Annotated in this window: 20 protein-coding genes; 10 read left to right on the forward strand and 10 right to left on the reverse strand. The window is 68.3% G+C overall.

Going from position 1 to position 26,043, the window contains the following annotated elements; translation table 11 throughout:
• Positions 1-15 precede the first annotated feature (15 nt).
• The 4 genes from LK539_RS11265 to LK539_RS11280 all read left to right on the forward strand — a co-directional run bounded on the left by LK539_RS11265 (position 16) and on the right by LK539_RS11280 (position 8,603).
• Positions 16-2,475: a heavy metal translocating P-type ATPase gene (locus tag LK539_RS11265; RefSeq protein WP_227800998.1), complete on the forward strand. Its 2,460-nt coding sequence runs from the start codon at positions 16-18 to the stop codon at positions 2,473-2,475.
• Positions 2,476-2,584: 109 nt separating this feature from the next.
• Entirely contained in the window at positions 2,585-5,317 is a 2,733-nt protein-coding gene (locus tag LK539_RS11270; RefSeq protein WP_227800999.1) for an ATP-binding protein, read from the forward strand.
• A gap of 96 nt (positions 5,318-5,413) precedes the next feature.
• Positions 5,414-5,827: a hypothetical protein gene (locus LK539_RS11275; protein ID WP_227801000.1), complete on the forward strand. Its 414-nt coding sequence runs from the start codon at positions 5,414-5,416 to the stop codon at positions 5,825-5,827.
• Between the two features lie 100 nt (positions 5,828-5,927).
• Positions 5,928-8,603 (forward strand): bifunctional acetate--CoA ligase family protein/GNAT family N-acetyltransferase, encoded by a 2,676-nt coding sequence (locus tag LK539_RS11280; protein ID WP_227801001.1) that lies wholly within the window; start codon positions 5,928-5,930, stop codon positions 8,601-8,603.
• An 87-nt stretch (positions 8,604-8,690) separates the two neighbouring features.
• On the opposite strand, the gene LK539_RS11285 is transcribed toward LK539_RS11280, so the two are convergent.
• The 3 genes from LK539_RS11285 to LK539_RS11290 form a co-directional block, all read right to left on the reverse strand.
• Positions 8,691-9,938, reverse strand: a complete 1,248-nt coding sequence (locus LK539_RS11285; RefSeq protein WP_227801002.1) for a DEAD/DEAH box helicase — start codon at positions 9,936-9,938, stop codon at positions 8,691-8,693.
• A 71-nt stretch (positions 9,939-10,009) separates the two neighbouring features.
• On the reverse strand, positions 10,010-10,135 hold the full coding sequence (locus LK539_RS24425) for a hypothetical protein (RefSeq protein ID WP_267877671.1): 126 nt from the start codon (positions 10,133-10,135) through the stop codon (positions 10,010-10,012).
• 61 nt (positions 10,136-10,196) lie between these two features.
• The gene (locus tag LK539_RS11290; protein ID WP_227801003.1) at positions 10,197-10,874 is read right to left on the reverse strand and encodes a hypothetical protein; all 678 of its coding nucleotides are present in this window, start codon (positions 10,872-10,874) and stop codon (positions 10,197-10,199) included.
• Between the two features lie 217 nt (positions 10,875-11,091).
• On the opposite strand from LK539_RS11290, the gene LK539_RS11295 reads away from it, so the two are divergent.
• From LK539_RS11295 to LK539_RS11305, 3 genes are all read left to right on the forward strand, one after another.
• Entirely contained in the window at positions 11,092-12,384 is a 1,293-nt protein-coding gene (locus LK539_RS11295) for a sensor histidine kinase (protein WP_227801004.1), read from the forward strand.
• Positions 12,377-13,159, forward strand: a complete 783-nt coding sequence (locus tag LK539_RS11300; RefSeq protein ID WP_227801005.1) for a LytTR family DNA-binding domain-containing protein — start codon at positions 12,377-12,379, stop codon at positions 13,157-13,159. The genes LK539_RS11295 and LK539_RS11300 overlap by 8 nt, the downstream gene beginning before the upstream one ends.
• A 117-nt stretch (positions 13,160-13,276) precedes the next feature.
• The gene (locus tag LK539_RS11305) at positions 13,277-13,747 is read left to right on the forward strand and encodes a hypothetical protein (RefSeq protein WP_227801006.1); all 471 of its coding nucleotides are present in this window, start codon (positions 13,277-13,279) and stop codon (positions 13,745-13,747) included.
• 9 nt (positions 13,748-13,756) lie between these two features.
• On the opposite strand, the gene LK539_RS11310 is transcribed toward LK539_RS11305, so the two are convergent.
• Together LK539_RS11310 and LK539_RS11315 are read right to left on the reverse strand one after the other, a co-directional pair.
• The gene (locus LK539_RS11310; RefSeq protein WP_227801007.1) at positions 13,757-14,740 is read right to left on the reverse strand and encodes an aldo/keto reductase; all 984 of its coding nucleotides are present in this window, start codon (positions 14,738-14,740) and stop codon (positions 13,757-13,759) included.
• 79 nt (positions 14,741-14,819) lie between these two features.
• On the reverse strand, positions 14,820-15,209 hold the full coding sequence (locus tag LK539_RS11315) for a nuclear transport factor 2 family protein (protein ID WP_227801008.1): 390 nt from the start codon (positions 15,207-15,209) through the stop codon (positions 14,820-14,822).
• A 147-nt stretch (positions 15,210-15,356) separates the two neighbouring features.
• Between LK539_RS11315 and LK539_RS11320 the strand changes: the two genes are divergently transcribed.
• A complete protein-coding gene (locus tag LK539_RS11320; RefSeq protein ID WP_227801009.1) occupies positions 15,357-16,658 on the forward strand; it encodes an NAD(P)/FAD-dependent oxidoreductase in 1,302 nt (433 codons plus the stop codon).
• A 151-nt stretch (positions 16,659-16,809) separates the two neighbouring features.
• Here the strand turns inward: LK539_RS11320 and LK539_RS11325 are convergent, their stop codons facing one another.
• A complete protein-coding gene (locus LK539_RS11325) occupies positions 16,810-17,547 on the reverse strand; it encodes a sensor histidine kinase (protein WP_227801010.1) in 738 nt (245 codons plus the stop codon).
• 198 nt (positions 17,548-17,745) lie between these two features.
• Between LK539_RS11325 and LK539_RS11330 the strand changes: the two genes are divergently transcribed.
• The gene (locus LK539_RS11330; RefSeq protein ID WP_227801011.1) at positions 17,746-18,201 is read left to right on the forward strand and encodes a hemerythrin domain-containing protein; all 456 of its coding nucleotides are present in this window, start codon (positions 17,746-17,748) and stop codon (positions 18,199-18,201) included.
• A gap of 16 nt (positions 18,202-18,217) precedes the next feature.
• Here LK539_RS11330 and LK539_RS11335 read toward each other — a convergent pair whose 3' ends face one another.
• On the reverse strand, positions 18,218-19,846 hold the full coding sequence (locus LK539_RS11335; protein ID WP_227801012.1) for a response regulator: 1,629 nt from the start codon (positions 19,844-19,846) through the stop codon (positions 18,218-18,220).
• A gap of 349 nt (positions 19,847-20,195) precedes the next feature.
• Here LK539_RS11335 and LK539_RS11340 point away from each other — a divergent pair, with 349 nt between their 5' ends.
• Complete coding sequence (locus LK539_RS11340; RefSeq protein ID WP_373889535.1) at positions 20,196-20,558, forward strand: hypothetical protein; 363 nt, start codon at positions 20,196-20,198, stop codon at positions 20,556-20,558.
• A gap of 253 nt (positions 20,559-20,811) precedes the next feature.
• On the opposite strand, the gene LK539_RS11345 is transcribed toward LK539_RS11340, so the two are convergent.
• The 3 genes from LK539_RS11345 to LK539_RS11355 form a co-directional block, all read right to left on the reverse strand.
• Positions 20,812-21,813 carry a diguanylate cyclase domain-containing protein gene (locus LK539_RS11345; RefSeq protein WP_227801014.1) on the reverse strand — a complete coding sequence of 334 codons (1,002 nt, stop codon included), beginning with the start codon at positions 21,811-21,813 and terminating at the stop codon, positions 20,812-20,814.
• A 131-nt stretch (positions 21,814-21,944) separates the two neighbouring features.
• The gene (locus LK539_RS11350) at positions 21,945-24,983 is read right to left on the reverse strand and encodes an ATP-binding protein (protein WP_227801015.1); all 3,039 of its coding nucleotides are present in this window, start codon (positions 24,981-24,983) and stop codon (positions 21,945-21,947) included.
• Positions 24,980-26,035, reverse strand: coding sequence for a 5-methyltetrahydropteroyltriglutamate--homocysteine methyltransferase (locus LK539_RS11355; protein WP_227801016.1), 1,056 nt, complete (start codon positions 26,033-26,035; stop codon positions 24,980-24,982). Before LK539_RS11355 ends, LK539_RS11350 begins: the two co-directional genes overlap by 4 nt.
• Positions 26,036-26,043 lie beyond the last annotated feature (8 nt).

Here is a 26,043-nt window from a genome sequence, read left to right on the forward strand (position 1 = left end):
GATAAAGGAAAGAACATGGATACGAGGACGGATTCCGGCAGCGGCGCCGTGCTGCGCGTCGCGGGGATGACCTGCGCCTCCTGCGTGGCGCGGGTCGAAAAGGCGCTGCAGAAAGTGCCGGGCGTGACGGGTGCGACCGTCAACCTGGCGACCGAGAAGGCCACAGTGCACGGCGCTGCCACGCTCGACGAGCTGGTCGCCGCCGTGCACGAGGCCGGTTACAAAGCGAGCGCCGCGGCGCCGGACGCGCCGGCAGGGGAGGCAGCGCCCGCGTCCGGCAGCCTGCCGGCCTGGTGGCCGGTGGCCGCCGCCGCACTGCTCAGCCTGCCACTGGTCGCGCCGATGCTGGCCCAGCCCTTCGGCATCGACTGGATGCTGCCGGGCTGGCTGCAACTGGCGCTGGCGACCCCGGTGCAGTTCTGGCTCGGCGCGCGCTTCTACCGGGCCGGCTGGAAGGCGGCGCGCGCCGGCAGCGGGAACATGGACCTGCTGGTCGCGCTCGGCACCAGCGCCGCCTACGGGCTCTCGCTCTGGCTGCTGCTGGCGCACCCTGGGGGCAGCCATGGCGCGCCGCACCTGTATTTCGAATCGGCGGCGGTGGTGATCACCCTGGTCCTGCTCGGCAAGTGGCTGGAAAGCCGCGCCAAGCGCCAGGCGCTGGGGGCGATCGGGGCGCTGGAAGCGCTGCGCAGCAACGAGGCCCTGGTGCGGCGCGACGGCGCGGACGTGCGCATCCCGCTTGGCGAGCTGCGCGTGGGCGAGCTGATGGTGGTGCGTCCCGGCGAGCGGGTGCCGGCCGACGGCCAGGTGGAAGAGGGGCGCAGCCATCTCGACGAATCGCTGCTGACCGGGGAAAGCCTGCCGGTGGCGAAAGGCCCGGGCGAGCGGGTGGCCGGCGGCGCCGTGAATGCCGACGGCCTGCTGCTGGTGCGCGCCACCGCGGTGGGCGCGGAAACCATGCTGTCGCGGATCATCCGCATGGTGGAGGATGCGCAGGCGGTCAAGGCGCCGATCCAGCGCCTGGTGGACCGGGTCAGCGCGGTGTTCGTGCCGGTGGTCTTGCTGATCTCGCTCGCAACCCTGCTGGGCTGGGGCCTGGCCACCGGGGACTGGCAGGCGGCGCTGCTCAATGCGGTGGCGGTGCAGGTGATCGCCTGCCCCTGCGCGCTGGGCCTGGCCACGCCGGTGTCGATCATGGTCGGCACCGGCGCGGCCGCGCGCCACGGCATCCTGATCAAGGACGCCGAGGCGCTGGAAACCGCCCATGCGCTGGACGTGGTGGTGTTCGACAAGACCGGCACCCTGACGGCGGGCCGGCCGCAACTGGTCGCGGTCGAGGGCGCGGACCCGGCGCGGGTGCTGCAGCTGGCCGCCAGCATGCAGCAGGCCAGCACCCATCCGCTGGCGCAGGCGGTGCTCGACGCGGCGGGTACGCGCGGCGCAGCGCCCTTGCCGGCGGCGCATGCCCGGGTCCTGCCCGGACGCGGCGTGCAGGCCGAAGTCGGCGGCGCCACCGTCTTGCTCGGCAATGCCCGGCTGATGCAGGAGCAGGGCGCCAGCCTGGGAGCGCTTGCCGCCCAGGGCGCCGTTCATGAAGCGCAGGGACGCACCGTGTCCTGGTTGGCGCTGCAGACTGCGGGGGGAGTCGAGGTGGCCGGCCTGCTGGCCTTTGGCGACACCCTGAAGCCAGGTGCGGCCGCCGCGGTGGCGCGCCTGCAGCGCATGGGCATCGAGGCGCTCATGCTGACCGGCGACAGCGAAGGCGCGGCGCGCGCCGTGGCGGCGCAGACCGGGATCGCGCGCTACCATGCCGGCGTGCTGCCGGGCGACAAGGCGCGCGTGGTCGGCGAACTGAAGAAAGGCGGGCGCCGCGTCGCGATGGTTGGCGACGGCATCAACGACGCCCCCGCGCTGGCCGCCGCCGACGTCGGCATCGCGATGGCCAGCGGCACCGACGTCGCCATGCAGACCGCCGGCATCACCCTGATGCGCGGCGACCCTGGCCTGGTGGCGGATGCGGTGACGATCTCGCAGCGCACCTATGCCAAGATCCGCCAGAACCTCGGCTGGGCCTTCGTCTACAACGTGGTCGGTATCCCGCTGGCGGCCTTCGGCCTGCTCAACCCCGTACTGGCGGGAGCGGCCATGGCCCTCAGTTCCGTGAGCGTGGTGGCCAACGCGCTGCTGCTGCGCGGCTGGCGGCCCCAGCCTCCACTACAAGAAACCTCATCCACCAACCGGGCCGATGCGCCCATTCAACAAGGAGCACCCCACATGTATGAACTGACTGTAGAAGACATGAGCTGCGGACATTGCGTCGGACGCGTGACCAAAGCGGTACAGGGTATCGATGCCGACGCCAAGGTCAGCATCGACCTGCCGACCAAGCGCGTGCGCATCGACAGCGATGCCGGACTGGACGAGATTGCCGCCGCGATCGACGCCGCCGGCTATCCGGTCAGCGCACGCTCTTGAGCACGGCAGCTATCGCGCAGCTCAACATAGACTTTTAAGCTATATTTTTATGTAACTTGAATAAAGGCAGGAAGCACGGCGCAACGAATCGGAACAGCATTCCACTGGGATGACCATGCGAAACGGTGTTTTAGCAGAACCGGCAGATCTGGCGAAACATCCTCCATCCGGGGCGCAGCTGCGCAGCGTCCTGGTCGTCCTCGGGGTGCTGGGCGTGCTGTTCGCGCTGCTGGCGCCGTTCGCCGCCACGCCCATGCCCGTGGCGCCGGAATTCGTGCCGATGGTGCAGTCGATCCTGATCGGCGCCAACCTGCTCACCGCCATCCTCCTGCTCGGCCACCTGCACACGGGCCGTTCCTGGTCGCTCGGCATCCTCACCCTGGGCTACCTGTTCACGGCGTTGATCGCGCTGGCCCACATGCTGACCTTTCCCGGCCTGTTCTCGGCCCACGGCGTGCTGGGCGGGAATAGCCAGACCACGCCCTGGCTGTTCATGATCTGGCACGCGCTGTTCCCGCTGTGCGTGATCGGCTATGCGCGCAGCTACCGGCGCCCGCTGCCCCCGCATTTCCTGCGCGTGGGTACGCTGCTGACGGCGCTGTTCGCGGCGGTGCTGGTGCTGATCTGCACCAGCGGCGCGCCCTTCCTGCCGCAGCTGATGGACGGGCACCGCTTCCTGCCGGCCTACCGCTGGCTCGGTGCAAGCCTGCTGGCGCTGTCCCTGTATGCATTGTGGCGCACTGCCAGCAAGCGTCCCCGCGCCGTGCTCGACGTCTGGCTGACGATCGCGATGGCGGCCTGGGTGTTCGAAGTGCTACTGTCGTGCCTGCTCAACGGCGGGCGCTTCGACCTTGGCTTCTATGCCGGGCGCCTGTACGGGCTGGCGGCGTCGCTGTTCGTGCTCGGGGCGGTCGCGATCGACAACATCGCCCTGCATGAACGGCTGCGCATTACCTTCGAAGAGATGATCGAGACGCGCGCCCGGGCCCAGTGGCAAAGCCTGCTGGGATCGGTGCTGCAACAGCTGCCGGACGGCGTCCTGATCGTCGACCGCGAGGGCCGCTGTGTGATGGCCAACGACCAGGCCGGGCAGATGGCGGCGCGCTTCGAGCATGCGGGGCAGGGTGCGGAGCCGGTGTCGGGGCCGGCCGCGATGCTGTCCCTGATCGGCGAGCCGGTGCGGCGCGCGATCCGCGGCGAAGCCTTCCGCGACGCCGTGCTCGAGAGCCAGAGCCCCGATGGCCGCCGTGTCTACACGGTCAGCGGGGCGCCGCTGCGCGACGGCGCGGCCGACCTGGCGGCCGCCGTGATCGTCCTCGACGACGTGACCGAACGCACCGAGGCCAGCGCCGCGCTGGCGCGCGCCCTCGACCAGACGCGCTATCTCATCGAAAATACGCCGCTGGCCGTGATCGAGTGGGACCGCGACTTCGTCATCCGGCTGTGGAACAGGCGCGCCGAAGAACTGTTCGGCTGGAGCGCCCGGGAAGCGGTAGGCCGGCGCATCGATGCGCTGCCCGTGATCCACGAGGAAGACGCACACAGGGTAGCCCTCGCGATGGGGCGACTGCTCGACTCGGCCACGCGCTACGTCAAGTCCAGCAACCGCAACCGCACGCGCGACGGCCGCACCCTGTCCTGCGAGTGGTACAACTCGGTGCTGCACGACGAGGAGGGGAACATCGACCGGGTGTTCTCGCTGGTGCTCGATGTCAGCGAGCGCGAGGAAGCGATGGAGGGCCTGAAGGAGGCCGACCGCCGCAAGGACGTCTACATCGCGACCCTGGCGCACGAGCTGCGCAATCCGCTGGCCCCGATCGCGAACGCCGCCTCGCTCCTGCGCGGCAAGCACCTGCCGCAGGACCGGATCGAATGGATTGCGGCCATGGTCGGGCGCCAGACCGCGCAGATGGCGCGCCTGCTCGACGACCTGCTCGACGTGACCCGCATCAGCCGCGGCAAGATCGAACTGCACCGCGCACCGGTGGAACTGGGGCGCCTGCTGCGCGACACCCTGCAGACCAGCATGCCGCTCATCGAGGCCGGACGCCACCAGGTGGCGCTCGAGCTGTGCGACGAGCCGGTCTGGGTCGAGGCCGACGCGCTGCGCCTGACCCAGGTGCTGGCCAACCTGATCAACAACGCCGCCAAGTACACCCCGCCCGGGGGACGCATCGGCATCCTGCTGAAAGAGGAGAAGGGGGAGGCCAGGGTGGAGGTGAGCGACAACGGCATCGGCATCGAGCCGGACATGCTGGGGCGGGTGTTCGACGCCTTTGTCCAGGTGTCGAGCGCCAGCCACCTGGCCCAGGGTGGGCTGGGGATCGGCCTGTCGCTGGCCAAGGGCCTGGTCGAGCTGCACGGCGGCCGGCTGGAAGCCTGGAGCGCCGGGCCGGGACACGGATCGTCGTTCACCGTGCTGCTGCCGGCGATCCATCCCGGACCGGACTGCGAAGCGGCGGTGCTGGAGGTCGCCGGCGGCGCGCGCATCCGCAGGCAGGTGCTGGTGGCCGACGACAACGTGGACGCGGCCGAATCGCTGGCCTGGCTGCTGCGCTCGGAAGGGGCATTGGTGTCGGTGGCGCACGACGGGGCGGCGGCGCTGCGCCTGTTCAACGAGCGGCCGGCGGAGATCGTGGTGCTGGACCTGGGCATGCCGGAGATGGACGGGCTGGAAGTGGCGGCGGTCCTGTCCACGCGCAGGCCGCGGCCCTTCCTCGTCGCGGTCACGGGACGCGGGCGGCAGGAAGACCGGGCGGCTTCGCTGGCGGCCGGGTTCGACGAACACCTGACCAAGCCGGTGGCGCCGCAGCAGCTGATTGCGCTGCTCTCGAGCCTGTAGGGAAGCGCTTGTCGCTTTTTACAACAGCGTCCACCCTAATATTGCAGAGCCGGCAAGCGACTGTTAGTATGCCTAGGGCATCGACTTGGAGGGGGCATGCACATGCTGTTTCGCCTGTTCGGCCCGCGCCGCAGGAAAAATCAGGAAGAGATTGCCAGCCGTGCAGCCGAGGTGATCGCACAGGTGCTGTTCGACGTCGGCCTCGACCGCTTCCTGGCCGGCACGGTGCTGCTCGACCGCCAGTTCCGCCTGCACTTCTACGCCGCCCCGCCGGTGTCAAGCCGCAGCGTGCTGGCCGCCATCGCCATGCACGAGCTGGACGAGGCGCGCGTGTTCCGCTCCCACGTGCTGGGCGCCGGGATCGACGCACCCACGCTGGCCTGCCATACCCGCATCATGGCCGACGGCATCATGCGCGAACTGCGCGCCCGTTCGCCCGCCCTGTGTGCGCTGCCGGCCACCCGGCGCGAACGCCGCCTCGGCGCCCGTCCCTTCAGCCGCCGCTCCTAGGGCTGTCGGGTATCCGGTGCGCGCTGCCTTGCGCAGCGTTGCTATCCTTTCCCTGATGGGCGCAGCGGCGCCCGCCCCATTCGCACGGAAAGGTCCAGGCATGAGCGTTCGCAACCTCGAGCACCTGTTCGCCCCAGGCTCGGTCGCGCTGGTCGGCGCCTCCGAAAGGCCGGGCAGCCTTGGAGCGACCTTGCTGCACAACCTGCTCGCCGGCGGTTTCAAGGGCGAGGTCTGGCCCGTCAATCCGAAGTACACCGAACTGTCCGGCCGGCGCTGCTATGCCAGCGTGGCGGAGCTGCCGCAGGCGCCCTCGCTGGCGGTGATCTGCACGCCGCCTGCCACGGTGCCCGCGATCGTGCGCCAGCTGGGCGAGCGCGGCACCCGCGCGGCGGTGGTCTTGAGCCAGGGCCTGGTCGATGCGCGCAGGGGCGGACGCAGCCTGCGCCAGGCCATGCTCGACGCCGCCCACCCCTATCTCCTGCGCCTGCTGGGACCGAACAGCGCCGGGCTGCTGACCCCTGGCCTCGGCCTGAACGCCAGCGTCGCCACCAGCGGCGCGCTGCCGGGACGGATTGCCTTCGTGTCGCAGTCGGGCGCCCTGATGGTCGGGGTGCTGGACTGGGCGCGCACGCGCGGCATCGGTTTTTCGCACTTCATCGCGCTGGGCGATGCGGCCGACGTCGACCTCGGCGACGTGCTCGACTACCTGGCCAGCGACGGCGCGACGGGCGCCATCCTGCTCTACCTGCAGGACCTGCGCTATGCGCGCAAGTTCATGTCGGCGGCGCGCGCGGCGGCGCGCAGCAAGCCGGTGCTGGTGCTGAAGGCTGGGCGCGAAGAAGACGACGCGCCGGCTGCGGCCAGCGAGAGCGGGGCGCTGGCGCACCACGACGACGTGTTCGACGCCGCGATCCGGCGCGCCGGCATGCTGCGCGTGTACACCACCGACCAGCTGTTCTCGGCCGCCGAGACCCTGGCCTACGCGCGCCCGCTGCATGGCGAGCGGCTCGCCATCGTCAGCAACGGCGCCGGTCCCGGCGTGCTGGCGCGCGACGCGCTGGCCTATGGTGGCGGGGTGGAAGCGCAGTTCGCAGGCAGCACCATCGACCGGCTGGACGCGCTGCTGGCGCCGCGCTGGCGGCGCGGGAACGTGGTCGACCTGCAGGGCGGCGCGCCGCCGGCACTGTACCGCGAGGCGCTCGAGATCCTGCTGCAGGACCCGCAAGTCGACGCGGTGCTGGCGATCCAGTCGCCCACCGCCACCGTGTCCAGCCGCGACGTCGCCGACGCCATCGCGCCGCTGGTGCGCAGCGCCTCCAAGACCCTGCTCTCGTGCTGGCTGGGCGGGGCCGCGGTCGCGGAGGCACGCGCGATTGCCTCCGGCGCGCGCCTGCCGGCCTTCCGTACGCCGGAAGACGCGGTGGCGGGCTTCCTGCAGCTGGTGCACTACCGGCGCAACCAGAACCTCCTGATGGAAGTGCCGCCCTCGATGGCCGGCACCGTGGCGCCGGACCGGGCGGCGGCGCGCGCCCTGGTGCGCGAAGCGATTGCGGCAGGGCGCTACCTGCTGTCCGATCCCGAGACCAAGGCCATCCTGCGCACCTACGGCATGGCGGTGGTCGAGACGCGCCAGGCCGCCACGGTCGATGAGGCGGTGCAGGCGGCCCAGAACATCGGTTACCCGGTGGCGGTCAAGATCCTCACGCCCGACGTGATGCACAAGTCGGACTTCGGCGGCGTGACCCTCGACATCGACAGCCCGGAAGGCGTGCGCGCGGCGGCGAAGCGCATGACGAAGCGCCTGGGCGAGCTGTTCCCGCAGGCGCGCTTCGAAGGCTATTCGGTGCAGGCCATGGCCCGCTCGACCAATGCGCATGAACTGATCGTGGGCGCCGCCCTTGACCCGGTGTTCGGGCCGGTGATCGTGTTCGGGCAGGGCGGGGTGACGGTGGAAGTGACGGACGACCATGCGGTCGGCCTCCCGCCCCTGAACCTGGTGCTGGCGCGCGACCTGGTCGACCGCACCCGCGTGGCCAGGCTGCTGGCCGGCTACCGCAACCGCCCGGCGGTGAACATGGACGCGGTACTGGCCTCGCTGGTGCAGGTCTCGCGCATGGTCGCGGACATTCCCGAGATCGTGGAGCTGGACCTGAACCCGCTGCTGGCCGATAGCCGCGGCACGACGGTGCTGGATGCGCGCATGCGCCTGGCGCTGGCCGACCGCTCCGGCAGCACGCTCGACCGGCTGGCGATCCGGCCCTATCCGCGCGAACTGGAAGAGACCATCGAGTGGAATGGCGGGACGCTGCTGCTGCGCCCGATCCGTCCGGAAGACGGCCCGGCGCACCTGGCCTTCTTTGATGCGCTCACCCCCGACGACGTGCGCTACCGGATGTTCGTGCGCATCCGCGAACTGCAGCCCTCGCAGCTGGCGCGCTTCACCCAGATCGACTACGACCGCGAGATGGCCTTCATCGCTACCCGCCCCAATGCGCAGGGCGTGGCCGAGACGCTGGCGGTGGGCCGGGTGGTGGCCGATCCGGACAACATCAGCGCCGAGTTCGCGGTGACGGTGCGCTCCGACCTGAAGGGCATGGGTCTGGGGAAGATCATGATGCAGAAGCTGATCGACTACTGCCGCTCGCGCGGCACACGCGAGATCGTGGGCGAGGCGCTGCCGCAGAATTCGCGCATCACGGGCCTGGCCAAGCGGATGGGCTTTACGGTGAAATCGTCCGGCCTCGAAGGCATGCGCGAAATGCGCCTGGTACTGTAACTACCGCCGCGTGGGTGGAGATCCGCCCACCCTACCGGTGTTGTAGGGTGGGCGGGTTTTCCCGCCCACGCGGCAATTGGCCGCCAGTCAGCGCCGGAAGCGCACGTCCTCCTGCACCACCTTGACCTCGCCCTTCGGCTTCTTGGGCTTCTTCGGCTTCTTCACGATCTGTCCGCCGGCCGTGGTCTCGGGCACCCGGTGATCCGGCTCGAACCCGCTTTCTTCCTCGCGCCGGATGGTCTGGCGCGTCAGGGCCTCGATCGCCGCCAGGTATTCCACCTCGTCGGCTGCCACCAGCGACACCGCTTCGCCCGAGGCGCCCGCGCGTCCGGTGCGCCCGGTGCGGTGCACGTAATCCTCGGCCACGATCGGCAGGTCGACATTGACCACCACCGGCAGGTCGTCGATGTCCAGGCCGCGCGCGGCGACGTCGGTTGCCACCAGCACCTTCACGTCGCCCGCCTTGAAACGCTCCAGCGCGCGCAGGCGCGCCGGCTGCGGCTTGTCGCCGTGGATGGCATCGGCCGGGATGCGCTTGGCGTCCAGCAGGCCGACCAGCTCGTCCACGCCCTTGCGGGTTTTGGCAAAGGCCAGCACCTGGGTCCAGCCGTGCTTCTTCAGCAGGTGCAGGAACAGCTCGGACTTGCGCTTCTTGTCGACCGGGACCAGCCACTGGGTGACCTTGGTCGCGGTGGTATTGCGCGGCGACGCCTCGATGCGCACCGGTTCGCGCAGCAGGCGGTTGGCCATGGCGCGGATCTGGTCGGAGAAGGTGGCCGAGAACAGCAGGGTCTGGCGCTTTTTCGGCAGGGCCGCGAACACCTGGTCGAGCTCTTTCGAGAAGCCGAGGTCGAGCATGCGGTCCGCTTCGTCCAGCACCAGGGTGATGACTTCGTTGAACTTCACCGCGTTCTGGCGGTACAAATCGAGCAGGCGGCCGGGGGTCGCCACCAGCACGTCCGCTCCCTTACGCAAATTCATCATCTGCGGATTGATGCTGACCCCGCCGTAGGCCACCATGGTGCGCAGGTTCAGCCCGGCGCCGTAGCTGCGGAAGCTTTCATGCACCTGCTCGGCCAGCTCGCGGGTCGGCACGAGGACCAGGGCGCGCACGGCATTGCTGCCGACCGGCTTGTCGCGCTTGAACAGGCGCTGCAGGATCGGCAGGGCAAAGCCGGCGGTCTTGCCGGTGCCGGTCTGGGCGGCAGCCATCACGTCCTTGCCGGACAGGACGGCAGGAATGGCCTGCTGCTGGACAGGGGTCGGGGTGGTGTAGTCGAGCGAAGCGAGGGTCTGGACGATCGGCTCGATCAGTCCAAGGGCGGCAAACGGCATGGGAACCTTACGGCGAATAAATAGACAGGCCGTAGTTTACCGTGCCCGGGGCAGTGCGGGCAAAAGCCTGTTCAGATGGAGACGACGACGTCCGACAGGTCGACGATGGGCTTGGCCGGTTCGCGCTGGTCTTTGCATCCGCCCATCAAGAGCGTGGCGACGATCAGCGCAAAGGGAAGGAAGCGGCGCGGTGGCATGATGGCTCCTTGATAAGAGTTTCCATCATACGCCTGTCCGCGCCGATGTACATATCTTCTTTTAGAAGTTGTACGAGATGCTGGCGCGCAGCACCGGGTAGACCTTGTAGTCCGAGGCTTCGTCCTGCAGGCGCAGTTCTTCCACCGCCACGTCGGTCGCCAGCTTGCCGCACACGGCGTTCGAGGTGGTGCAGCCGTAAGGAATCAGGTTGACCTTGGCCTTGCCCTGGTAAAAGGCGCCGATGTCGGCACCGAAGTTCCAGCGCTTGTTCGGGGTGAGGGCATTGCCCCAGCCGATGCCGATGTAGGGCGCGGCGCGGCGGAAGCTGACGTCGCCTTTCAGGGTGCCGATGTCGGTGGTCTTGTAGGTATTGCCGTTGAAGGTGAAGCTGCCGTTGGCGGCAGGGACGCCGGTCGCCTTGAAACGGGTGCCGTTGTAGACCAGGCCGCTGGTCAGGCGGAAGCTGCTGCCCTCGATCACGTACCAGTCGAACAGCACGTCGAAGGTGGCCAGCTTGCCGTCGAGCTTGTAGTCGACCAGGCCGGAGCGCTTGTCGAGGTCGTGCTTGAAGTAGTTGGCGCCGAAACGGCCGTTCAGGGTGCGCTCCATCGGCACCACGAGGTGCAGGCCGGCACCGGTGGTGCCGAGGTCGGCGGTGACGGCGGCGCCCAGCTGGGCGTGCGCGGAAGTGCCCAGCAGGAGGGCGGCGAATGCGAAGACGGTATGCTTGAATGCCATGCTGAAAAAAACCTTTCTTTGACGAACTGCGCAGCATTGTAAAGCAGTGTTCGCCAGGCAGCGAGAAAAGCCGGCTGCGGGTGAGGGCAATGCGCAACGGATTTTTTAGGGCGGGCAGGGCCGGTTTCGTCGCCGCTACCCCGTCTCCGTCGCATAATGTCACCGGGCAATGAAGACAAGGACTAATCTGGCGCTGTCCCACTACTGAAAGAACACCATGATCTCAAGCGCTTTTCACCTCGGACGACTGCTGGCGGCCTGGCTCGGCTGCTACCTCATCCTGTGCATCATCATCGTCGAGTCGATCCATGATTACTTCGAACGCGACATCGGCGGCTATTTCGCGCTGCTGGCCCTGTTCCTCGGCCTGTGGGTGCTGTCCGGCGTGTTCTCGCACATGCGCCGGGTGCGCCTGATCGCCGGCACCCTGAACAGCAGCACCCTGTCGAACCGCCAGCGGCGCCAGATCGAAATCCCGTTCGAAGCCGGCGAGGCCTTCGACCTGATCGATGCCGCGATCCGCGAGCTGCCCGGCGCGATCCTGGTGGAAAGCGCGCGCGACAGCCTGCAGGTGCGCGCCAAGGTGAAGCGCATCAACCCCTATGCCATGCACCACGATGGCCAGCCGCCGGCGGCCAGCTGGGCATTCATTCCGTTCGGCGAACGCCGCAACCAGATCCTGGCCACGGTTACCCCGAACGGCGACGCCGCTGGTAGCGTGACGCTGATCTGCGAACCGGAAGACCCGGCCTGGACCGACACCTTCCTGGTCGACCATGGCACCAACCTGGAGAACGCCGAAGCGATCGTGCGCGCCATCACGCGCCGCGTCGCCGAGCGCCGCCGCGGCGAGCAGGCCCAGGTCCGCCAGACCGCCACCGAAAAGGAACTCACGGTGGCCAAGCTGAATTTGCTGCACGCCCAGGTCGAGCCGCACTTCCTGTACAACACCCTGGCCAGTGCCCAGGTGCTGACCCGTACCGACCCGGCACGCGCCGACGAGATGCTCGGCAACCTGATCCAGTACCTGCGCCACTCGCTGCCGCGCACCGAGGACGCGCCTTCGACCATCGGCGAGGAACTGGAGCGTGCCCGTGCCTACCTCGACATCCTCAAGATCCGCATGGGCCCGCGCCTGCAGCTGCAGGTCGACGTGCCCGATGCCCTGCGCGGCGTGCTGTTCCCGACCATGATGCTGCAGACCCTGGTCGAAAACGCGATCAAGCACGGCCTCGAACCCAAGCCGGGCGGCGGCACGGTGTGGATTCTGGCGCGCCAGGTCGACAACAGCGTGGCGGTGACGGTGGCCGACGACGGCCGCGGTTTCACGGCCGAGGGCGGCGGCACCGGTGTCGGCCTGCGCAATGTGCGCGAGCGCCTGCGCCTGGCCTACGGCAATGCGGCCTCGTTCTCGATCGTGGCCAACTTCCCGAGCGGCGTGGCGGCCACCATCACGGTGCCGAACGCCGTCAACAGCACCGTGGGAGCAGGAGGGCTGCATCATGCTTGAGAAGCGGATCACCGGCGTGATCGCCGAAGACGAAACCCTGCTGCGCGAATCGCTGGTCCAGTTGCTGGGGCAGGTGTGGCCGGAACTGGACATCGTGGCCAGCTGCGAGGACGGCGGCAGCGCGCTGGAAGCGATTGCCGCCCATCGCCCCGACGTGGCTTTCCTCGACATCCGCATGCCGGGCCTGTCCGGCCTGGAAGTCGCCTCCAGCCTGGTGGATACCGGGATCAAGACCGAGCTTGTGTTCGTCACCGCCTACGACCAGTACGCGATCGACGCCTTCGAGCGCGGCGCGGTCGACTACCTGCTTAAACCCGTGGCGCGCGAACGCCTGGCCGGCACCGTGGCAAGGGTGCAGGCGCGCCTGCAGCGCGGCGGCCAGGACCTGGCGCAGCTGCAGGCCCTGCTGCTGCAGCTGTCGGCGGCGGCGCCGCCGCAACCCAAGGCGCCGCCGCTGGTGTGGCTGACCGCCAGCCGCGGCCAGGAGACGCGCCTGATCCTGGTCGACGACGTGGCCTACTTCCAGGCCGACAGCAAGTACACGGTCGTGATGACCCAGGATGGCGAAGCGTTGCTGCGCAAACCCATCCGTGACCTGCTCGAGGTGCTGGACCCGACCATGTTCAAGCAGGTCCATCGTTCGACCATTGTCAACCTGCGCGCGGTGGCCGGGGTCTCGCGCGACGAGAGCGGACGCGGCACGCTGCGGCTGAAGAATCGCCCGGAAACGCTGGCGGTGAGCCAGCCCTTCATGGCGCTGTTCCGGAACATGTAAGCGTGAACCTGTAACGAGATGTGAAAGGCTGCACAGAGTGTAAAAGTGTGAAGTGCCGCACCTTCGGTTCGACATTTCCGGTGGTAAAGTTCGGCCGTCAAACACTGAGAGGCAACTATGAAAGCCCTGATCCTCTGCGCAGCCCTGGCGAGCGCTACCTTCCCAGCCCTGGCCCAGACGAATGTCAGCATCAGCGTCGGCCAGCCCGGCTTCTACGGCCGCATCGATATCGGCGATGGCGGCTATTACGGCCCGCCGCCGGTCTACATGGCGCAACCGGTCATCGTCGAACGCCACCACCGCGTGCGCGCCGAGCCGGTCTACCTGCGCGTGCCGCCGGGCCACCGCAAGAACTGGAACAAGCACTGCCGCAAATACGGCGCCTGCGGCCAGCCGGTGCTGTTCGTGCAGGATCGCTGGTATGCCGACGTGTATGCGCCGCGCTACCGCGAGCGCCACGGCGGCGGCCACCACGAACGCTGGGACGATCGCGGCCATGATCGCGACCGTCACGAAGAGCGCGGCCATGGCAGGGGCCATGGCAACGGACACGGCAAGGGTCACGGCCACGGCCACGGCCGCGACTGATCCGATTCCTTACCGCGGCAGCGGAGCGTCCGGCGGCAGCAGTCCTTCGTGCACCAGTTCCTGCCAGAAGGCGGCGGGAATCTGCAGCGCCATCAGGACCGCATTGCGCCCGAGGTGCTGCGTGCTGCTGGCGCCGGGGATGGTGGCCGACACCACCGGATGGGCGGCGCCGAACTGCAGCGCCGCCGCGGCCAGGTCGACGCCGTGGCGTCCCGCCACCTGGCGCAGGCGCTCGCGCCGTTCGTAGTGTTCCGGCCTGGCGGGCAGGTAGTCGTAGCGGTCGCCGCCGGCCAGGAAACCCGAGTTGTACGGGCCGCCCAGCACGACCGAAGCGCCGCGCTCCATACACAGCGGGAACAGGGCCTCCAGCGGCGTGGTCTCCATCAGCGTGTAGCGTCCGGCCAGCAGGAAGATGTCGGGGTCCGACTGCTGCAGCGCGCGCATGCAGGGCTCGACCGTGTTCACGCCCAGTCCCCAGGCCTTGATCAGGCCTTCCTCGCGCATGCGCACCAGCTCCTCAAAAGCACCGCCGGGGCCGGCCGCGATCCGGAAGTAATGCTCGAAACTGTCGCCGAAAGCATCGACCGAGAGGTCGTGCACGTAGACGACATCGATGCTGCCCAGCGCCAGGCGCTGCAGGCTGTCCTCGACCGAGCGGCGCGCGCCTGCGGCCGTGAAGTCGATCACGCGCCGGAAGGGCAGGGCCGAGACGAAGGGCGGCGCCACCTCGCCGGCTACATCGGGTGCCAGCAGGCGGCCGACCTTGGTCGAGAGCGTGTACTCCCCACGCGGCCGGGTGCGCAGGGCCTGGCCGAAGCGGTGCTCGGACAGGCCGGCGCCGTAGTGCGGCGCGGTGTCGAAATAGCGGATGCCGGCATCCCAGGCCGCGTCGACGGTGGCGCGCGCCGCCTCGTCGGACGTGGTGTGGTACATGTCGCCGAGCCCGGTGCCGCCCAGGCCCAGGCGCGTGATTGGTCGGTAGCGCTGGTTCATGTCGCATCCTTTCAAGCGTGTCGAGCGGCCATGCTACAGGACCGGCCCATCGCGCCACGCACGGATCGCTGAAGGCCCATCAAGGCGCCGGTGCGCGGATTTCGCTGGCATGCGCCGCCACCACGCGCCAGGCGCCGTCCGGCGCGCGCCGCCACACGCGGCTGTAGCGCAGGTCGGCGCTGAAGGGTGAGCGGCCAAACTGGCCCGCCACCGCCACGCGCACCGAGACGATGGCGCAGTCGCCGTCGACGACCACACGCATCTCGGAGGGCTCCATGCGGGCCAGTCGCAACAGGCCCGAGCGGTGCGTTTCGAGATCGTCGTGCTTGCCGAAGACCTGGCCGAGGTGGTTGGTGAAGATCAGTCCATGGTCGATCAGCTCGTCCAGCACGGCCAGGTCGGAGGCGAGCATGGCGGCGTGCAGGCGGGCTTCGGCATCGGCAATCTCGGCGGGGACGTGGTTGGGCATGGCATCGTTCTCGAGGATGGAATGGCATGATCTTAACCCGGCGTGGGTACCAGGGTGGCGCGCCGCGCCCGCAACGAATGCGTAGTAAGATTGCCACATCGCCCATGTGCTGGCATTGCCGGACGGGCGCCATGAGAGGAGCTTACTTTGCGTAGCGAATTCGTGATCGTGGGTGGCGGTGCGGGCGGCCTGGAACTGGCCTGCAAACTGGGCCGCAAGCTGGGCCCGTCGAAGGTAACGCTGGTGGACAGCCGGCTGTACCACATCTGGAAGCCCTCCTTGCACGAGGTCGCGGCCGGCACCCTGGACATCCACCAGGAAGGTCTGTCCTACCAGATGCTGGCGCACGACAACGGCTTCAACTTCGTATTCGGACCGATGACCGCCCTGGATGCGGCTTCGAAGACCGTCACGGTCGGCGCGATCGTCGCCGCCACCGACAACGACGAGGTGCTCCCCGAGCGCCGCATCCGCTACGACGCGCTGGTGCTGGCGATCGGCAGCACCTCGAATTACTTCGGCGTGCCGGGGGCGCAGGAAAACACCATCTCCCTGAACGCCACCGAGGACGCCGAGCGCTTCCGCCTGCGCATGCTGCGCCTGATGCTGGCCGCGGAACAGGACCATGAAGAAGGCAAGGGCGGTGGCCTGGACGTGGTGATTATCGGCGGCGGCGCCACCGGCGTGGAGCTGGCAGCCGAGCTCCGCGAGGCCTCCGGCGCCTACGTCACCTACGGGTTCGACCAGCTCGACGTCAAGCGCGACGTGCGCATCACCATCCTGGAAGGGGCGCCGCGCGTGCTGGCCCCGCTGCCGGAAAAGGTATCCGCCGCCGCCAACGAGCTGCTGGGCAAGCGCGGCATCCGGGTCGTGACCGACTGCCGCGTGACGCAGATCGAGCGCGACCGGGTGGTCGACAAGGACGGCAACGTGTACCCGGCCAATCTGTGCGTGTGGGCGGCGGGCATCAAGGCGCCCGACCTGCTGGCTTCACTGGGCCTACCGACCGCGAAGGGCGGCCAGGTCGAGGTCGACCCGCACCTGCGGGTGAAGGGCATGGACGACATCTATGCCTTGGGCGACTGCGCCGCCTGCGTCGACGGCAATGGCAACGCCGTGCCGCCGCGCGCCCAGGCCGCGCACCAGCAGGCCGACTACCTGGTGACCACCTTCCTGCGCCGTTCCAAGGGCCATGCGCCGCAGGAGCGGCCCTACGAATACCGCGACTATGGCTCGCTGGTGTCGGTGGGGCGCTCGACCAGCGTGGGCAGCCTGATGGGATCGCTGCGCGGGGCCAGCTGGTTCGTGCAGGGGACGATGGCGCGGCTGATGTATACGAGCCTGCACCTGATGCACCACCGGGCGGTGCTCGGCACCATGCGCACCGGCGTGCTGGCGCTGGCGCGCTTCCTGGTGCGGCGGGCGACGCCGCTGGTCAAGCTGCATTGAGTAGGGTGGGCGGCTATGCCGCCCACGCAGTAGAGCGACATCCGATCTGCTGGAACTTCTGTTCTTGCGCTAACTATCACCGCGTGGGCGTTCGTAGTGCAGGCCACTGGCCTGCACTACCCCGCCCACCCTACGATACTAATCGCGGGAATCAGGCGACCGGCACCTGCCTCGGCAGCGTCATGCGCAGCACGGCGCCGCCGCTCTCGCCGGCGCCGAGTTCCAGAGTGCCGCCGAGGAAACGGGCGCGTTCGCGCAACAGGCGCAGGCCGTGGCAGCTGGTCGACTCCAGCACCTTGTCGTCGTTCGGGAAGCCGGTGCCGTTGTCGCGGATGGTCAGCATCACCTGGTCGCCGTCATCGTCCAGGATCACGTCGACCTCGGTCGCCTGTGCATGGGCGGCGACGTTGCGCAGGCCCTCTTCGACGCAGCGCAGCAGCACCACGCCCTGGGTGCGGGTATAGCTGCCGTCTTCGTCCGGCAGGCTGGTGCGCGCCTTGATGTTGTTGGCGGCGGCAAAGCCTGGCACCAGCTCGGCCAGCGCGGCCTTCAGGCCAAGGAACTCGAGCTTGTCGTTCCACAGCTCGAGCTGCATCTTGCGGTTGGTCTCGATGATGTTGGCGAGCAGCCCCTTCATCTGCGCGCTGCGGTCGCGCATGGCCTGGTTCTCGGCCGGGATGTGCTGGGTCAGCAGCGCCAGGTGCATGGTCAGGGCCGTCATCGACGAGCCCAGGCTGTCATGGAGCTGGCGCGCCAGCAGGCGGCGCTCCTCGTCCCAGCAGGCGGCGAGGTAGCCCAGCATCTCGGTGAGTTCAGCGGTGCGGTCCGCGCCCGGCGCTGCAGATGCGGCAGCGGCCGGGCCGGACTGCGGATGTGCCGGTTCGGTCATCGTAGGCTCGGTTAAATGTTTCCCAAATCATACAACAGTTGGCTCGTGGGCGGCGCGAGCGCAGTGCTGCATTGTACCGGGGGAGGGGACGGAAACAGCGTGCGGTGCCGTACAGTCGGCCCGGCTGTTTCGGGCGAAGCTTGGGGTGTGGCAGATGCCACTTTATTAATAGTTGGGCTCAACAACGGGGGTATTACAATGACAAACGCTACCAAACCGCAGGATGCCATCACGCTGCTGACCGCGCAGCACCGCGAAGTGCACGCGATGTTCGAGAAGTTCGAGAACATGACCGACCGCGCCAAGGTCAGCAAGAAGAAGCTTGCCGACGAAATCTGCCAGGCCCTGATCATGCACACCACGATCGAGGAAGAAATCCTGTATCCGGCGGTCCGCGAAGCAACCGAGGAAACCGAAGACATGGTCGACGAGGCTGTCGTCGAGCACGCTTCGGCCAAGGACCTGATCGCCCAGATCCAGGAAATGGACCCGGGCGACGACCTGTACGACGCCAAGGTCAAGGTCCTCGGCGAGCTGGTCGACCACCACGTCGAGGAAGAAGAAGAGGAAATGTTCCCGAAGATGAAGGAACTGAAGCTGGACCTGCAGGCGCTGGGTCAGGAAATGGCGGCGCGCGCCGCCGAACTGCAGTAATCCTGTTGGCGGCCGGTCAGGCCGCGTCCGCAGCCGGCTGCAGCGCGGCCGGCGCCAGCGCCTCCAGCAACTGGTCCATGCCGACCGGCTTGACCAGGTGCTGGTCGAAACCGGCTTCCAGCACGCGGCGCTGGTCTTCGGCGAGGCCATAGCCGGTCAGGGCGATGAGCCGGATGCCGTTGGTGGCCGGATCGCGCCGCAGGCGGCGCGCCACTTCGTAGCCATCGATGCCGGGCAGGCCGATGTCCACCAGCGCGGCCGCCGGACGGCCGGCCAGCGCCGCCGCCACGCCCTGCAGGCCGTCGGCCGCGGTCGATACCGGGAAGCCGTGGGCGGCCAGCATGGTCGCCATCATTTCGCGTCCATCTTCATTGTCTTCGATCAGGAGCACCGACGGCTTGCCGCTGTTGTCGCCCAGGCTCTGCTGCGGCGCCGTGCTGGCGCTGACCGCTTCGGTACGCGGCAGGCGGATCGTGAAGGTGCTGCCGTTGCCGCTGCCTTCGCTGGCTGCGCTGACGCTGCCGCCATGCAGCTCGACCAGGCGCCGCACCAGCGACAGGCCGATGCCGAGGCCACCCTGCGAGCGGTCGATCGAGATCGCGCCCTGCACGAACACATCGAACACGTGGGGCAGCAGCTCGGCCGGGATGCCGACCCCGCTGTCGCGCACCGTAAGCACCACGTCCTCGCCGGCTTGCGCCAGGTTGATGTCGATGCTGCCGCCGGCCGGCGTGTACTTGATCGCGTTGTCGAGCAGGTTGGAGGTGATCTGTTCCAGCCGGGTCGGGTCGCCGTCGACCCAGCCCGGGGCCAGGTCGACGCTGAAGCGGTAGCCGGCGGTGCGGCCGGTGGCGCGGAAGGTTTCCAGGCAGCCGGACACCAGGTTGGACAGGTCGGTCGGTTTGCGCGCCAGCAGGATTTTGCCGGACATGGCGCGCGACAGGTCGAGGAGGTCGTCGACAATGCGCGACAGGTGCTGGCTCTGGCGCTGGATGATCTGCTTGGCGCGGGTGACGGTCTCGGCATTGGCGCCGGTCATGCCGATCAGCGAGGAGGCGCTGCTGATGGCCGACAGCGGATTGCGCAGCTCGTGGCCGAGCATGGCCAGGAATTCGTCCTTGGCGTGGCTCTTGCGTTCGGCGTCGCGCCGTTCTTCCATCTCGCGTACGAGACGGCGGTTGGTCGCGGTCAGTTCGGTGGTGCGCTGCGACAGCTTTTCGGCCTGGCGCTTGAGCTGTTCGTTCTTCATGGCCAGGGCCACGAACACCGACACCTTGGCGTGCAGGATCTGCGGGATCACCGGGGTGAACAGGAAATCCGCCGCGCCGCGCTGGTAAGCCTTGAGGCGGTCGATTTCGTCGGCCAGGAAGGCGGTGACGAAGATGATCGGGATGTCGGCCGAGCGGGCGCGCTGGTGGATCGCCTCGGCAGTCTCGAAGCCGTCCATGCCCGGCATGTTCACGTCAAGCAGGATCACGGCGAAATCGTGGAGCAGGACCTGGCGCAGCGCTTCCTGGCCGGAGCGGGCCGAATGCACCGTGTAGTTGCTCTCATCTGCCCACTGGTCGAGAAGGCTCGTCAGCGCAAGCAGGCTGGCGGCGTCATCGTTGACGACCAGGATTTTGGGTTTGTCTGTGTGTTCCACGATCGTGTGTAGTGCTTTCGCTAAAAGGTTTTACCTTCAGGAAAGAATCATACCAAAGCAAAGTGTTACGTAAAAGGAACAGCTGTAATAACAAACAATGATATCACGAGCAACTAAAGTGCAAACCGGCAAATCTCAATCGTGCGCTATGACGGTGTACGTTGCCGCACATACGCGGAGCGCGGCTTGTGCGATAGTCAACCCGTCCAGTTTTCAACCGACTCGGATCGAGGACGGGGCTGCCTACATGAAAGGACACACAATGAATATCGACTCTATCGTAAATCAAGATTATCGCGGTAAATCGCTTACTGAGCTCGTCAATTCGCCGCTGAGCGCCCTGAATGGTGTGAGCGAACAACAGGCGAATGCCTTCGCCGCTGCCGGCGTGCGCACCATTGGCGACCTTGCCAATATGCAGATCGTCAACTACGCCATCGCCATCAAGGCCCTGTCCAGCTGCGAAAGCGCTTCCAGCAAGGAGCAGGCCGAAGAAGCGCTGATGGACGACGCCGTGGAAATGACTTTCCCGGCCAGCGACCCGGTCGCGGTCCAGTCCAGCATCACGCGCATCGAAGTGGCGCCGGACAAGGTCGACGCCAGCCGCGACCACCAGCACGCCCAGGCCATGGAAGCGCACAACGAAGAGCTGCTGCGCTCGGCCGAGCCGTCGACGCGCTACATGCAGAAGGACGAGGGCGGGAATCGCTGATCTCCGGCGCTTGTTAGCCTGAAGACGGGCCATCGGTGGCGGGAGCTGCCGGTGGCCTGTTTGTTTTGGGGATAAACACGCGTTCGTGGAGCGCGGCGCAATTAGGCGGAACAATGCCAGTGGCATTGTTCCGGCCTTCACCGGACGTCTTACTGCAAACGCATGGAAAGAGCTTCGTAGTCGGCTGCGTCAAAACGTCATCCCGGCGAAGGCCGGGATCCAAGTTTCTACGAGCAATCGAAAAAACCGACGCTCACCGATGCGGCGCCATCTCCACCGCGGGCGCCGGAGTCGGCGCGGCCGGCATCTTGGCGCCCGACTGGCGGTTGGCTGCCGGCGAGCAGAAGCGGTTCTTGCCGGCGCGCTTGGCTTCGTACAGGGCGTAGTCGGCGATGCTGATCAGGGCGTCCACCGATTCGGCGTCGTCCGGGTAGATGCTGATGCCGATCGAGGTCGACAGGCGCAGCGTCAGGTCGTTGATGAAGTAGGGCTCGGACAGCGCTTCGACCAGCTTGGCGGCCGGGCCCTGGGCGTCGGCCAGGCTGTGGATGTCGCCCAGCACCACCATGAACTCGTCGCCGCCCAGGCGCGCGACCGTGTCTTCCTTGCGCGAACTGGCCAGCAGGCGCTGCGACACCATCTTGAGGATGTCGTCGCCGTAGGCGTGGCCATAGGTGTCGTTGATCGCCTTGAAGCCGTCCAGGTCGAGGTACATGATCGCGGCCTTGGCGTGGCTGCGGTTGGCGTGCTGCAGGGCGGTCTCGATACGGTCTTCCAGCAGGCGCCGGTTGGGCAGGCCGGTGAGGGCGTCGTGCAGGGCCAGTTCCTGCTGCGCGCGGCTGTACTGTGCCAATTCCTTGTAGAGCAGGCGCACTTCCAGCATGTTGTGGATGCGCTTGTGCACTTCGAGCAGGTCGAAGGGCTTGCTGATGAAGTCGCGGGCCCCGGCTTCCAGCGCGGCGATCTTGAAGCTGGGCTGGGCCGTCAGGGCCAGCACCGGCAGGTAGCCGCCCTGTTCGATTTCCTTCAGGCCCTTCATGACCTGGAAGCCGTTCAGGCCGGGCATCTGCAGGTCGAGCAGGATCAGGTCATAGTTGTGCTCGCGATGCAGCGGGCATACCTGTTCCGGCAGCATCGTCGAACTCACGCAGGTGTAGCCTTCCTCGCGCAATATCTCTTCCATCAGCTCGATATTGTCGGGCGAGTCGTCGACCACCAGGATCTTTGCGTTCAAAATGTCTTGTCTGCTCGGCATGCTCGTTCTCTTCTATGCTGTCGGGTTATGTGTTCCATTTCCTTTTGGAATGGACTCATCCCATCACTTCATAGTCTAACAAACCTCATAAAATTTCTTGTAGGACAGCGCCGCGTGTCCGGGTAGGATCATTATCGACCATGGACGCGATTGCCGCCATTGACCAATTGTGCAGGCGGCGCGGCCACCGACGCCACCGCCGCAATCAGTTCGCCCGGCTCCACCGGCTTCGAAATATGGGTCGAAAATCCGGCCTCCAGCGCCTTCAACCGGTCTTCCGGGCGCGCGAACGCGGTCAGGGCGATGGCCGGCAGCTGGCCGCCCTGTTCGCGCGGCAGGGCGCGCACCCAGCCGATCAGTTCGAAGCCGTCGACCTCGGGCATGCCCAGGTCGCTGATCAGAACATGCGGACGGTCGGCGCGCAGGGCGTCGAAGGCTTCGCGCGCGCTCGCCGCGATGCGCACGCGCGCATGGCAGTCGGTCAGGATACGCGCGATCAGCTCGCGGCCGTCGCGCGCGTCGTCCACCACCAGCACCGTCATCCCGGTCAGGTCGCCCGCCGCCGCGTCCGGCGCCCCGGCTGCATCCTGGGCCGGCGCGGGCGCGGGCGTGCCGCTGCCCGGGCGGTTGCCGCTTGCCGGCGCCTCGACCGCCGGCAGCTCGATCGTGAAACTGGAGCCCAGGCCTTCGCCGGGACTCTCGGCGCGCACCGTGCCGCCGTGCTGCTCGACCAGGTGCTTGACGATCGACAGCCCCAGGCCCAGGCCGCCGTGGCGGCGCGTCATCGAGGCGTCTTCCTGGCGGAAGCGTTCGAACACATGGGTGATGAATTCGGGGCGGATGCCGGCGCCGGTGTCGCGCACCGTGACCGCCACCACCTTGCCGCCCTCGGCCTCGCGTTCGCCCACTTCGACCGCCACGCTGCCGTCGCGCGGCGTGAACTTGATGGCGTTCGACAGCAGGTTCCAGATCACCTGCTGCAGGCGGCCGCTGTCGCCCGCCACCAGCGCGCCGGGTGCGCCATAGCGCTTCTCGATGGCGATGTGCTTGGCGTCGGCCGCCGGGCGCACGGTCTCGATGGCGGCGTCGATGAAGCTGGCTGGTGCGATCGTCTGCATGTCGAGCAGTACCTTGCCGGAGGTGATGCGGCTCATGTCGAGCAGGTCTTCGATCAGCTGGGCCTGGGCGCGCGCATTGCGCTCGATGGTCTGCAGGCCGCGCTGCAGGTCGGCGCCGTCGCGGCTGCCGCGGCGCAGCACCTGCGACCAGCCGAGGATGGCCGACAGCGGGGTGCGCAGCTCGTGCGACAGGGTTGCCAGGAACTCGTCCTTCATCTGGCTGCTGCGCTCGGCCTCGGCGCGCGCATCGCGCTCGTTCTCGAGCAGCAGCTTGCGTTCCTCGGCGGCGCGGCGGGTAGCGTCGTACAGGCGCACGTTGTCGACCGCGATCGCGGCCTGGGCGGCGATGCCGCGCACGATGCGCTCGCTGCGCTCGGTGAACATGCCCGGCTCGGGATGGCCGAAGAACAGGGTGCCGAGCAGTTCGCCGGAGCGTGGCGCCACCGGCACCGCCATGTAGCTGCGGATGCCGGCGGGGGCGGCGCCGAAATGCCAGGCTTCGCCTGACAGCGAGGCGTCGGCGGCGAGATCGTCCACCCGCACCAGGTCCTGGCGCCGCAGCGCCGGCGGGAACAGGGCGGAGGCAGTCGCCGGGTCCAGGCTTTCGCTGCCGGCGGCCATCGAGAACAGGGTCGCGGCGCCGTCCTGGCCGTAGTGGATGAAGGCGCCATGACGGGCGCCGCTGACGCCGGCGGCAGCTTCGGTCGCGGCGCGCAGCAGGGTCGGCAGGTCGCGGGTCGAGGCCAGCTCGCTGCCGGTATTGTTCAGCAGCTCCAGCACGTGCGACTCGTCGCGCAGCGCCTGCTCGACGCGCTTGACCTGGTCGACGTCGGTATTGGTGCCGAACCAGCGCACCACGCGTCCCTCGGGATCGCGCACCGCGCTCACCCGGGTCAGGAACCAGCGGTAGCTGCCGTCGGCGCCGCGCAGCGGGAATTCCATCTCGAAGGCCGCGCCGTCGTGGATGGTGGCCTTCCAGCGCGCCATCACAGTGGACAGCACGCCAGGATCGATGACCTGCTGCCACCCCCAGCCGACGCTCTGCTCGGGCGTGCGTCCGGTGTACGCGTACCAGCGGTCGTTGAACCAGACGATGCCGCCGTCGGTGCCGGCCATCCAGGCCAGCTGGGGAATCGTGTTGGCCAGCGCGCGCAGCAGCTCCTCGCTCTGGCGCAAGGTCGCTTCCGCGCCCTTGCGGTCGCTGATGTCCTGCACCACGCCGGTCATCCCGACCAGGGTGTCGCTGCCCTTGCGTTCGGCATAGTCGGGGCGCCCGACCAGCGCCACCCAGCGTGCGCCCCCATGCGGGCCGCTGTCGGGCGGGCAGACCCGGCATTCGATGTTCAGGTCGGCGCGCGCCTTGAAGGCCTTGAGCACCGCGCGCCGCACCTGGATGCGGTGCTCGGGATGCAGGCGCACGCGCAGCTGTGGCCAGGGCAGCGGGGTCTCGGCCGGCAGTCCGAAGATCCCGGCCGCGCGCGGGCCTAGGATGACGCGGTCGAGCGCGGCGTCCCAGCGCCAGTCGCCCAGGCGTCCGGCGGCCAGCGCCACCTGCAGGCGGTTGTTGTTCTCGACCAGGGCCTGCTGGTCCAGCTTGCGCTGGGTGATGTCCTGGAAGTAGAGCGTGAGGCCGTCGGGCGAGGGGTGCAGGCGCATCTCGAGCCAGCACTGCAGGCGCACATAATAGAAGTCGCGCACCACGGTCTCGCGCAGCTCCATCGCCCGCCGGCAGTCGGCCGCCACCGAGGTGCCGTGCAGGTCCTCGAACTCTTCCCACAGATTCCTGCCGAGCAGGCCGGCGCGGCTCTTGTCGAGCGCGGCGATCATGTCGAGCGCGCGCCCGTTGATATAGGTGATGCGCCAGTCGCGGTCGACCGCGCAGAAGCCGTCGGACAGGCTTTCGAGCATGTTTTCCATGCGCTCGCTGGCGCGCCGCAGGGCGTCCTGGGCGGCCATCAGCTCTTCCTCGGCGCGCTGGCGCGCGGCCAGCACGCTCTGGGCGTTGCGCAGGGCGGCGGTACGCATCATCTCGAGCTCGTGTTCCTCGCTCATGCGGCCCCCTGCAGCAGTGCGGCGGCCAGGCGCGTGCCTTCCACCCGCGCGCGCACCTTGGCAAACGCGGTGGCGCGACTGAGGCTGTCGTCGTCGAAGAAGGGCGCGAACCCGGCGTCGTCGGTGGTGCCGAGGCGTCCCGGCTCCAGGTAGCGCGAGGCCAGCAGCACCCGATCGCGCACCTGCTGGGCGCTCTCCACGCGCGCATCGCGCGGGTCGGTGACCCCGACGAACACGCGCTGGCCGGGGCGCGCATAGTCGCGCGCGATGCGCAGCACGCGCTCGGGATCGGGCTGCCCGGCCATGGCGATATAGAAGCTGCCGGCGCGGATCTCGAACAGGGTCGGCAGCAGGTCCGCGTAGTCGACGTCGCCGCCGCCCACGCCGGCAGGCGACACGTGCAGGCCGATCAGCGCACGCTCGGCATCGGAGAAGCGGCCCAGGGCCATGTTGTTGAGGTGGACGAAGCTGGCCAGCAGGGCGCCGCTGGGGTCGAGCCGCATCGCCAGCGGCCCTTCGGCAAAATCGACCTGCACCTTGTGCGCGCCCGCCTCCAGGCAGCGCCGGATCTCGGTCTCGTGTTCGCGCACCAGGTCTTCCAGGAACTGCTCGCGCGGGTAGCCGGGCAAGCCTTCGGGCGGATACATGAGCGACAGGGCGGACGGCGAGATGACGGCCTGCTTGAGCGGCCGGGTGGCGTGCCGTTGCGCCGCGCGCAGGAAGCCGTCGGCATGGCGGGCGTAGCCGAAGGGCCCGTGGGTCAGGCGCGGCATGCGGTGCTGGCGGCCGCCGGCGCCGACCGGCAGCGGAATGTGGAAACCGTCCGGCGCCGTGTTGGCGCAGCCGTGCACCGGGTAGCACCAGAAGTTGTCGAGCTTGCCCTGTTCGCCGTCGCTGATGACGGGCGATCCACTGGCTTCGAATGCGGCGACGGTGGCGCGCACCGCCGCGTCGAGCAGGGGCGCGAGCGCGTCCGGCCCGGCGCCGCCGCGGATCGCGGCGACCAGCTCGGGCGGACGAGGAATGCTGCCGATCGGTTCAGTCGGTATCATCAATGCTG

The sequence above is a fragment of the Massilia sp. IC2-476 genome (genome assembly GCF_020707295.1).
In the GTDB taxonomy this organism is placed as follows: domain Bacteria; phylum Pseudomonadota; class Gammaproteobacteria; order Burkholderiales; family Burkholderiaceae_D; genus Telluria.